The organism is Deinococcus yavapaiensis KR-236, from assembly GCF_003217515.1.
GTDB lineage: Bacteria > Deinococcota > Deinococci > Deinococcales > Deinococcaceae > Deinococcus_A > Deinococcus_A yavapaiensis.
Genome location: NZ_QJSX01000001.1, coordinates 487,851 through 498,595, shown reverse-complemented (window position 1 = coordinate 498,595; position 10,745 = coordinate 487,851). Strand labels below are relative to the sequence as shown.

Annotated in this window: 6 protein-coding genes and 1 rRNA gene; 4 read left to right on the top strand and 3 right to left on the bottom strand. The window is 67.3% G+C overall.

What is annotated here, in order from left to right; genetic code table 11:
- Positions 1–89: ribosomal RNA gene (locus DES52_RS02445) — 16S ribosomal RNA — on the top strand; the annotation flags it as partial.
- 89 nt (positions 90–178) lie between these two features.
- Here DES52_RS02445 and DES52_RS02440 read toward each other — a convergent pair.
- Genes DES52_RS02440 through DES52_RS02430 form a run of 3 tightly spaced genes read right to left on the bottom strand, consistent with a single transcriptional unit; the run spans position 179 to position 4,649 of the window.
- Complete coding sequence (locus DES52_RS02440) at positions 179–586, bottom strand: hypothetical protein (protein WP_245900576.1); 408 nt, start codon at positions 584–586, stop codon at positions 179–181.
- Positions 583–4,149 (bottom strand): efflux RND transporter permease subunit, encoded by a 3,567-nt coding sequence (locus tag DES52_RS02435; protein WP_110885143.1) that lies wholly within the window; start codon positions 4,147–4,149, stop codon positions 583–585. Before DES52_RS02435 ends, DES52_RS02440 begins: the two co-directional genes overlap by 4 nt.
- Entirely contained in the window at positions 4,149–4,649 is a 501-nt protein-coding gene (locus DES52_RS02430) for a MarR family winged helix-turn-helix transcriptional regulator (RefSeq protein WP_110885142.1), read from the bottom strand. The genes DES52_RS02435 and DES52_RS02430 overlap by 1 nt, the downstream gene beginning before the upstream one ends.
- A gap of 120 nt (positions 4,650–4,769) precedes the next feature.
- Here DES52_RS02430 and DES52_RS02425 point away from each other — a divergent pair, with 120 nt between their 5' ends.
- The 3 genes from DES52_RS02425 (at position 4,770) to aceA (ending at position 10,721) form a co-directional block, all read left to right on the top strand.
- Positions 4,770–7,649: a hypothetical protein gene (locus DES52_RS02425; RefSeq protein WP_110885141.1), complete on the top strand. Its 2,880-nt coding sequence runs from the start codon at positions 4,770–4,772 to the stop codon at positions 7,647–7,649.
- A 148-nt stretch (positions 7,650–7,797) separates the two neighbouring features.
- Positions 7,798–9,402, top strand: coding sequence for a malate synthase A (gene aceB / locus DES52_RS02420; protein WP_110885140.1), 1,605 nt, complete (start codon positions 7,798–7,800; stop codon positions 9,400–9,402).
- A gap of 20 nt (positions 9,403–9,422) precedes the next feature.
- Complete coding sequence (gene aceA, locus DES52_RS02415; RefSeq protein WP_110885139.1) at positions 9,423–10,721, top strand: isocitrate lyase; 1,299 nt, start codon at positions 9,423–9,425, stop codon at positions 10,719–10,721.
- Positions 10,722–10,745 lie beyond the last annotated feature (24 nt).

Below are 10,745 nucleotides of genomic sequence, written 5' to 3'. Positions count from 1 at the left end.
AAAGGCAGGCGTCTAGGCTGTGAGCGATGACTGGGGTGAAGTCGTAACAAGGTAACTGTACCGGAAGGTGCGGTTGGATCACCTCCTTTCTAAAGCGCTTCCTCACCCACCTTGCAACAGAATGCTCGACGCACCGGACTTCACCGTCCGGTGCGTCTTTTTTGTTATCTCTATCTCGTTACCAGTCGTCGTCATCGTCCAAGGGCGTCGACTTGGCTTGGCGGCGCTCCTGCTTGCGCTTGGCTTGGCGATTCCCCTTGCGTTGCTTCGGTGGCTCGGCCAGCACGTATTCGCCGGCCTCTTGGCACGGCGCCTTCACTTCCACGAGGCGGTCTTTTGGATCTTCCTTCGCGCCGCCAGTCGAATGGAAGTGGCGGGCGCCGCAGTACGGGCATTCGTCGACGACCCATGCGAGAACGCGCGTGCCGGGAAAGGCCGCGAGGCGCGCGAAGGCAAGCGGGGTGGGCGAGGCTCGGCGGGCTTTCTTGTTGGTCACGCCGTACGGTAGCGCGGGAATAGAGGTCACGTTGTGACCAGGGAACAGGGCGAGCCTCGCTGCTCGCCCTGTTCCGGTAGCGACGGTCAATCGGCGAGAATGGCTTCTTGTCGCTCCGTGCGCGTTCGTATGCCGAGACGCCGCTTGAGATCTTCGACCGTCAGATACAGCGCGGGAATCACCACGAGGGTGAGCAGGGTGCTCGAAGCGAGCCCTCCGATCACGGTGATCGCCAAGGGCTGACCCACGATCGCGCCAGACTCCGAGACGCCCAACGCCAGCGGTGAGAGCGCGAGGATCGTCGTGAGGGCCGTCATGATGATCGGGCGCACGCGGCGCTTGCCGCCCTCGATCATCGCTTCGCTCAACTCCGAGCCGCGTTCGCGCAGACGCTCCACGTAGTCGATGAGCACGATGGCGTTCGTGACGACGATTCCGACCAGCAGCAGAAAACCGAACATCGTGCTCAAACCGATCGGCGTGCCGGTGAGCTTCATCAGCGGAAAGGCTCCGACGGCCACGAACGGAATGCTGAACAGCAGCAGCAAGGGCGTCAAGACGCTTTGGAAGGCCGCGACCATGACGATGTACACGAGACCGACCGCGGCGACAATCGCGAACAGCAAACTGGAGAACGCTTCGTTCTGCTGCTCGGTCACGCCTGCGAGACGCCACGACGCGCCCGCTGGAAGTTGCAGGTCCGCGAGGGCAGTTTGCAGGGCGCGGTTCGCGGCGCCGATATCTCGGGTCGCCGGATCGGCTTCTACCGAGGCGTTACGCCGCCCGTTCTCACGGGTGATAGCGCTCGGAACGCGCCGCTCTTGAATTGTGGCGAATCTCGACAAGGGAACAGTCTCGGCGCCTTGAATCTTACGAATCTCCAGGGCGCGCAGTTCTCGAGGGGTGTCGTAGAGGCCGGGCGGAAAGCGCAGTCGCACGCCGATGTCGTCGTCGTCGATGTTGAGGTTGGTGACGACGCGCCCGGAGAGGGCGGCTTGCACGGCCTGCGTGGCTTGGAAGGGAAGGACGCCTTGCTCGTAAGCTTTGCGGGAATTCACTTCGAGGGCAAGTTCCGTCTTGGACGCTTGAAGGTTCGTGCGGACGTTCTCGAGTTGCGGCAAGTCCCGAACTCGCTTGAAGACGAGGTCCGTGGCGCGCTGCAAGTCGGTGAGAGAATCCGCCGCGACTTGCACTCGCAACGTGTTCGAGAAGCCTCCCCCGTCTCCTGCCTGCACGGTCACGCGCTGTTCTCGAAACGAAGCCGTCACCGCCTCGACGCGTTCGCGCAGCGCTTCGACGTCGGTGCCCTCCGATGGCAGCACGGTCAGGTTCACGGGCACGCCCGCACCGCTCGCCGCGAGCGCGAAGTTCCCTTGTGCGCGCCCGACGCTCGTGAGAACGCTGCCCACGCCTTCGAGGCCGCGTACCTGACCTTCGAGGCGCCGAGCGAAGGCATCTGCCGTTTCGACCGTGGTCCCCGCCGGTAGGCTCGCGCGTACTTGCACCGAGTTGGGCTGGCCGCCTCCGATGAAGGTCGTCGGAAGGCCGCGGACGGCGAGGGTGCTCATGATGAGCAGGGCGAGCGCGCTCACCAGCGTGAGGGCGCGGTGCCCCGTCACCCAACGGATGACCGGACCGTAGAGCCGTTCCAGGAGGCTGGGGCGTGGCGGCTTCTTGCTGGCCTTGAGAAAGAGGCTGGAGAAGAGCGGGACGATCGTGAGCGCCACGAGCAGCGACGAGAGGATGCTGAACGCGACGGCGAGCGCGAGGGGTCGCAGGAACTCACCTGGAATCCCGCCCACGAACGCGAGCGGGAGGAACACGGCGACGGTCGCCACCGTGCTGGAGGTGATGGGCGACGCGACTTCCGTCGTGCCCTCGTACGCCGCGCGAAGCGGCGGCAGGCCCGAGTCGAGCTTGTGGTAGATGTTTTCCACGACGACGATGGCGTCGTCGATCAAGCGTCCGATGGCGATGGTGAGGCCGCCGAGCGTCAAGACGTTGAGGCTGAGTCCCTGCGCGCCGAGGAAGATCAAACCGACGAGCAGCGACGTCGGAATGGCGATCGCGGTGACGATGGTGGAACGCAGGTTCCCGAGGAACACCAAGACGACGAGCACCGCGAAGAGGGCGCCGAACCCGCCTTCTTTCAGCAGACCCTCCACGCCCGAGCGTATCGGTTCGCCTTGATCGCTGATGACGTCTACCCGCAGACGACTGGCGCGCTCGGCGTCACCGAGCGCGCCACGGACGGCCTCCGTGACTTGCAAGGTATTGGCCGTCTGCGCCTTGTACACCGCCAGGCCGAGCGCCGCTCGGCCGTCGAAGCGGCTGAGGCTGGACGCGTCCTGCGCGCGCAAGCCGATCTCGGCGACTTCCGAGAGCAGCACGGGTCGCAGGGGTACGCTGCCGCCTTCGGCTGAAGTGGCACGCGTGAACGGCGCGGCGAAGCTGGAAGCGCCAATGCTAGGGGCGGTGGTACCCTCCGGGGAGCGTGGGATCGTGGGGGAAGCGCCTGAAGTGCCAGGCAGACTCGTATTCGGGCTCGGCGCCGTTGGTATCCCCACGGTTCCGCCCGAGGCTGCTAAGTCCGGAGCGCCTGAGGCAGCACTGCTCGCACTGCTCGAAGCGCCCGAAGCGGATGCTTCGGGGACGCCTGGAAGCCGATTTTGCCCTTGAGTACCGCTTGCGGCAGCGGCTTGGCGCGAGGCCTGCTGGGCGGCTTGCAAGGCGGCGTCCGCCCGCGCGGACGCCTGAGCGGCCGTCTGAAGCGCTTGCTGAGCGAGCCGCGCGGTTTGCGAGAGGGCTTGTTGCTGAGCTTGCGCGACCTCTGCTTGCGCGCGCGCCGCCGTTTCGGCTTGGCTGCGCGCTTCACGTTCGAGTCGAGCGACGGCGTTTGGGTCCGGAACCGCCCCGACGACGATGCCCGCGAGGTCCGCGACACTTCGAGCCGCCGCCTCGCTGCGGATCGGGACGTTCACGCTGCCTTGCCGCACCTGACCGATCGGTAGCGAGAGGGGCGCGGCTTGCAGTGCTTGCGCCACGCCGTCGAAGGTCAGATTGTACTCGCGCAGTTTGTCCTGCTTGAGGGTGACGCGCACTTCGGGATCGGACGCGCCCGTGAGGTCGATACGGGACACGCCCGCGACGCGTTCGAGTTGCGGCACGAGCGTCTCGTCGGCGCGTCGCCGCACGTTCGCGAGGTCGAGGTTGTCGCCCGTCACGGCGAGTTGCAGCACCGGCGCGTCTCCGAAGCGGATGGCGCTCGCCGTGGACTCGCCGACTCCCGAGGGCAGCGAAGCGCGAACGCGGTTGACGGCGGTCTGCGCGTCGGCTTCCGCGCGCCGAAGGTCGGTGCCGAAGTCGAACTGCAGCACGACGACGCTGACGTTGTCGCTCGAAGTCGAGGTGTACGAGTCGAGCCCCTCGAGGTTCGACAAGACGTTCTCGATGGGCCGCGTGACTTGCGCCTCGACGACTTCCGGGCTCGCGAGCGGGTAGGGCGTGATGACGGTCACGACGGGAAAGTCGATGTTCGGCAAGAGTTCTTGCCGTAAGGACCGAGCAGTCAGCATCCCGGCGATCACGAGCAGCAAGCTGGCGAGGATCAGGATCGCGCGGTTTTGCAGCGAGAAACGAATCAGCCCGCGCATCACGGCGTCCCATCACGCGTATGGCCGTTGGCGGCGTAGTGTGCGTACAGGCGCCGCAACGCGCCGAGGTGCCGAGCGAGTTCCTCCTCGTCGAACTGTGCGTAAGCGCTCGCGTGCATCTGCCGCCAACCCTCGGCGATGGTATCGACGGCGTGCTGCCCCTCGGGCGTCGCCATGACCCGCATGACGCGCCGATCCGAGGTGTCGGGCTGGCGTTTGGCAAAGCCGAGTTGTTCCAGCTTGTCGACCATTGCCGTGAGGCTGGCGGGCGCGATGTCGAGGCCGAGCGCGAGGTCGCTCATGCTGAGGGCCGTGTCGCTCGTGCGGGTCAGGGTGGGGTGCTTGCCGACGAGCACTTCGAGGATCATGTGGTGCGGTGGGGCGAGCTTGTGAGGCGCGAGCAGATCACGCATGCGCTCGTGAGCGAGCCAGACGATGCCGAGTTCCAACTCCAAGAGCGAGCTCAGCAACTCGGCGCGCGGAGAGTCTTGCTGAGTCATGCCGATCGTTCCTGAAACTTCATGCCTAGATTATTTCGAACTTTGAAGGATATGTTGTCAGGATTGCGACAAAGCGCCGCTCGAACACGTCAAGAAGGAACGAAGAAGGTATAACGAGGCGTGCATCGCCCGAACTGGCTGGAGTTGCTCGACCCACTGAGAGCGCGCGGCACCGCGAGCTTGCGCTTCCTCGAACGCGCCATGAGCGAGCGCGGCGCCAATCCGCACGCCGTGCGAAACCTCGTCTACCGAGGCGTCGGATCCGACCGTGACCGCAAAGTCCTGTTCGACGTGATCCGCGTCCTTTACCGTGAAGAGGGCCTGCCCGAACCGTCCGCGCCGTCCGAACACGATCCGCCGAGCGAGCTTTCACTGCTGGGCCGGGAAAAGCGGCGCGCGTACCGTCAATTCATGGCCGCTTTGCGTGCCGGACGCACGGCTCGGCTGGTCGTGACCGGCAAGCCGGGAACGGGCAAGACGTTGCTGCTCGAAACGATTCAACGCGACCTCGCGCGCGTTCGCGGCGCACCGACCGTCACGCGCCTCCTCCTGAGCGCCGAGGTCGCGCCCGCCCTGCTCGCCCTCGGCGGCACGTCGCTGCAGCGACTGCATCCCGGCTTGCCGTTCAGCGTCCAAGCCGAACTGCAAGCCGCCGCCGCTCGGGAAGTCCGAGCGAATTTCCGCGGCGTGGTGCTTCTGCGCGTCACTTCGGGCGTCTTGCAAGGAACGCCTCCTCGCGACTCGAACGGCTCGGCGACCTCGCTCGGAGCGTGGGTCGGGCGCCATCTTTTCGCGAACGTTGCAGATGACGTCTCGCTGCTGTTGGCTTTGGAGGACCCGGCGGACGTCCCGACGAACGTGAGGTGCGACGTCGTCGCCCTCAAGACGCCGCAGGCGGCTGAGGCGCGCCGCTTTCTGCTCGAACGAACGGCGCTCGGTCCCCGCGAAGCCGACGATGTCGTTCGGGCGGCGGGACGCAACCTCGATCGCCTCGCGCTGCTCGCCGCCGTTCACGGTCTGCAAGGCTCCACGGACGACGTCGCCGTGAGGCGTATCCTCGCCGACTCCGACGTGCGGGCCTTGCTGACGGCCCTGGCGGCGACGTTGGGGGAAGGGGAGACGAGCGTTCGGCGTGACGTCCTCGAAGGCGCGCTCGACGCGCCGATCGGCCGTCTGCCGCCGCACGCCAGGGCCTTGCTGCAGGAAGTAAGCGTCGACGAGCCGCGTCCCGTCTCACGCGAACTCCTGCCCGCCGTCGCCGACTTCCTGGACGCGGCAGAGGTACGCGCGGCCCACGCTCGCGCGGCCTGCGTGTACGCTCGTCTGGAGCGCGAGGGGCACGCCTCGGCGAGCGGGCAGCGGCTGCGTCACCTCATAGGAGCGCAGGCTTGGAGTGACGTCGCCGCCTTCATGAGCGAGCACGAAGGGCGCGCGGACCTCGTGGCGGGCGTGTGGACGAGCGTTCGGGGAGCGGCCGAGAGTGCCGATGTAGAGCGCCTCGCGCGAGCCGTCGTGGGCGGGTACGTCGCCTTGGGCCGCTACGATCATCCCGACGCGCACGAGGCGCTCCGCGTTCTCCTGGAATCGCAAGACGTCGAGACGCGCGCTTGGGCCCGCCTGAAACTCGCCGAGAGCGCCGTCGACCGAGGAGCGTTCGATGCCGCCGCCGCGCAACTCGGCACGGCGGACGTGCGAACGGTGCTCTCGAGCGACGTGACGTCGGGCGAGCTTCAAGCGGACGCCGCCCTCGTGCGCGCCGCTCTCGCTCGTTGGCGCGGAGACGCGAGCGGCGCGGCGGCGGCTTGCGAGGACGCCTTGTCGGCCGCGTCCGGCGCGCAACTCGGTCGCGCGCACCTTTGGCGCGGGCTCGTGGCGAAGGACGGGGGGCGATGGGACGACGCCCTTCGTGACCTCACGGTCGTCACGGCGTCCGATCCCTTGTTGCGCGCCCGCGCCCGCTATCAGGAGGGAGACCTTCGATTGCGGCTCGGCCAAGCCGTCGCGGCCGAACGCGCCCTCACCGAAGCGCTCGACGTCCTGATGCGCGAGGACGCCCCTCCCGAGGAGTGCGCCCGCGTCGGCGCTCGCCTCGCGACCGCCCTGAGACGACTCGGACGCGTGACGCAAGCGCACGAACGCCTTCACGCCTCGCTCGCCTTGCTGCGAGACGCGGACGCGGTTTTGACGGCGCGTGTCCTCAGCGAGAGCGTGCCCGTGCACCTCGCCCTCGGGCAGCCCGACGAGGGCTTGCGCGTCGCCAGCGAGGCTCTCGCGTGGCTCGACCGACCGACGGACCGCTTGGCGGAAGCCGCGTACCGCACGCGCCGCACGCGCTACCGCGTCGCTCTCGCGTACCTCACGCGAGGACTGCGCTTGCCGTACCTGCCACCTCTGCCGGGCGCGACGGCCGACAACGCCGATTTGAAGATCGCGCGACGCCTCTTCGACGAGGTCCTGTCCACTCCGGCCGCCTCGGCGGACCGCGAGCGCATCTTGCGCTTCGACGCGCACCTCAGCCGCGCCCTCGCCGAGCCCGACGTGTATCTCGCCGCCGAGAGCGTCGACGAGGCCCTCGTCCTCGCCGATCACCCGTACGCGGAGGTGCAGGCGCGCGCCGCCCGCGCCGAGGTGCGCTTGCGAGCCGGGCAGGTGCAAGGAGCGCTGAGCGACGTGAACCGCGCTCATGCCCTGCTGCGGCGCGTCGCCGCCGACGGCCCGCCCGACCCGGCGGTGTGGGCGACGCTGCTCGCCTTGGAGTCGCGGGCGCTACTCGCCGATGGAGCGGCGCCCGCCGAGACGCTGCGCTGGCTCCTCGACGCGCTCAACGATGTCCTGCTCGCCCCGTTTCGAGACGGCGTCCTGCGAGAAGCGGGGCGCTCGCTCGAAGACCTCGGCGAAAACATCGCCGAGCGCACCTTGCAGGAACTCGGCGTGCCGTGCCACTTGCGTGACTTCCGTGCCTCCGACGCCCTGCGGCGCCTCTCGGCCCGCGAACCCTGAACTTTCGGCGCCAGGTGGTGTACGAGGCGCGCCAAAGTACACCACCTGCCGGTGTACCTGCCTCATGCGACGGTCGCGGCGACGCCCCTTCACACCAGGTCGTTGCTCGCGAGCGACGTGGCACCATACCGAGCACAGGAGGTGTGACATGACGAGGTTGACGGTAACGAACCGGGCGATCGACGGTTCACGGCGGGTGCTCACGGACGCAGCTTTGAAGTTCCTGGAGGAGCTCGAGTCGGTGTTCGGCAGTCGGCGCCGCGGGCTGCTGGAGGCGCGCGAGGAGCGGCAAGCTCGACTCGACGCGGGCGAACGACCGAACTTCCTGCCCGACACGCGTGACGTCCGCGAAGGTGAATGGACGATCTCTCCCGTTCCGGCGGAACTGCTCGATCGCCGTGTGGAAATCACGGGGCCTGTTGACCGCAAGATGATCATCAACGGACTGTCGAGCGGCGCGAACGTCTTCATGGCGGATTTCGAGGACGCCACCAGCCCCACGTGGACGAACCTCGTGGCGGGGCAGGAAAACTTGATGGACGCCGTCCGACGCATCATCACCTTCGAGGCGAACGGCAAGACGTACGAGCTCGGCGCGCGCGTCGCCACCCTCTTCGTCCGTCCGCGCGGCCTGCACTTGGAGGAAGCCCACGCCTTGTACGGCGGCCGCCCGATGTCGGCGAGCTTGTTCGATTTCGGCTTGTTCTTCTGGCACAACGCGCACGAGCTCGTTTCGCGCGGCCACGGCCCGTACTTCTACCTTCCCAAGCTCGAAAGCCACCGCGAGGCCCGCTGGTGGAACGACGTCTTCTTGTACGCGCAGCGTCGCTTGGGTCTTCCGCGCGGCACGATCAAGGCGACGGTCCTGATCGAGTCGGTCCTGGCGACCTTCGAGACCGACGAGATCCTCTTCGAGTTGCGCGAGCACTCGGCGGGTTTGAACTGCGGTCGCTGGGACTACATCTTCAGCGTGGCCAAGAAGTTCCGCGCGCACGGCTCGTACTGCCTGCCCGACCGGGGCCTCGTCACGATGACCGACACGATGATGCGCGCCTACGCGCGTCTCGTGATCGACACCTGCCATCGGCGGGGCGCGCACGCGATGGGCGGCATGAGCGCCTTTATTCCCGTGAAGAACGACGAGGAGGCGAACGAACTCGCGTTGAGGCGAGTTCGGGACGACAAGGAACGCGAAGCGAACGACGGCCACGACGGCACGTGGGTCGCGCATCCCGCCCTCGTGCCCGTGGCCCGCGACGTCTTCGACCGTCTCATGCCCACCCCGAACCAACTCCACCGCCGCAACCACCTCAAGCCCGAGCGTGACGAGTTGCTGCGCGTCCCCGACGGCTACGTCACCGCCAAGGGCGTGCGGTCGAACGTGCGCGTCGCCCTGCACTACCTCGCCGCGTGGCTCGGCGGTCGGGGAGCCGTGCCGATCGACCGCCTCATGGAGGACGCAGCGACCGCCGAGATTTCACGCGCGCAACTGTGGCAGTGGATTCGACACCACGCCAGCACGGACGACGGCCGCAAGATCAGCTTGACGTACGTCCTCGACCTCATCGACGAGGAAGCCGGAAAGCTGCGCGAACACGAGACGCTCACGCCCGACCTCGTCGACGAGGCGAGCGAAGTCCTGCGCGACCTCGTGTCCGCTCCGACCTTCCCGGAATTCCTGACGCTCGCCGCCTACGAGCGCCTCAACCGACTTCACGACAAGCCGGCTCAGCAACCCAGCGCGGCCGATTGAACAGGCCAAGGAGACGCAGCATGACGAACCACCTCACGCAAGAAGCCCGCGCCTTGGAACTCGCTTGGCAGACCGATCCGCGTTGGAGCGCAGTTCGGCGCGACTACACTGCCGTCGACGTCGTGAAGCTCGCTGGAAGCGTGCGCGTCGAGCACACCCTCGCTCGGCGGGGCGCCGAGAAGCTCTGGACGCTGCTGCACGAGGAGCCGTTCGTGAACGCCCTGGGCGCCCTCACCGGCAACCAAGCCTTGCAGCAAGTCAAGGCGGGCCTCAAAGCGATCTACCTCAGCGGCTGGCAAGTCGCGGCGGACGCGAACAACGCCGGGCAGATGTACCCCGACCAGAGTCTCTACCCCGCGTCGAGCGTGCCCGACGTCGTGCGGCGCATCAATCACACGCTGCGACGCGCCGATCAGATCGCGCATCTGGAGGGAGACGAAAGCACCGACTTCTTCGCGCCAATCGTCGCGGACGCCGAAGCGGGCTTCGGCGGTCCCCTCAACGCTTTCGAGCTCATGAAGGCGATGATCGAGGCGGGCGCGGCGGGCGTGCACTTCGAAGACCAACTGGCGAGCGAGAAGAAGTGCGGCCACCTCGGCGGCAAGGTGCTCGTTCCGACTTCGCAGTTCATTCGCACCTTGGGCGCCGCGCGGCTCGCGGCGGACGTGCAGGGCGTGCCGACCCTTCTCGTGGCCCGAACGGACGCGGACGCCGCTGATCTGCTCACGTCCGACGTGGACGAGCGCGACCACGCCTTCATCGTTCGCGGCGAGCGTACCCCGGAAGGCTTTTACCGTGTCAAGGCGGGCCTCGATCAAGCGATCGCGCGCGGCCTCGCCTACGCGCCTTACGCCGACCTCGTCTGGTGCGAGACGAGCAGACCCGATCTGCACGAGGCGAGGCGCTTCGCGGAGGCCATTCACGCTCGCTTTCCCGGCAAGCTCTTGGCGTACAACTGCTCGCCGAGCTTCAACTGGAAACGCAATCTCGACGACGCGACGATCGCCAAGTTCCAACGCGAACTCGGCGCGATGGGCTACAAGTTCCAGTTCATCACCCTCGCCGGCTTCCACTCGCTCAATCACTCCATGTTCGACCTCGCGTACGGCTACGCGCGGCGGCACATGAGCGCCTTCGTCGAGCTGCAAGAGCGCGAGTTCGCCAGCGTCGAGCGCGGTTTCACGGCCGTCAAACACCAGCGCGAGGTCGGCACCGGCTACTTCGACGCCGTCAGCCTCGCCGTGTCGGGCGGCAAGAGCTCCACGACCGCCATGAAGGGCAGCACCGAGGCGGCGCAGTTCGCGACGTCCCACGACTGACAAGTCGCCTTTCCGCGCCCTCCG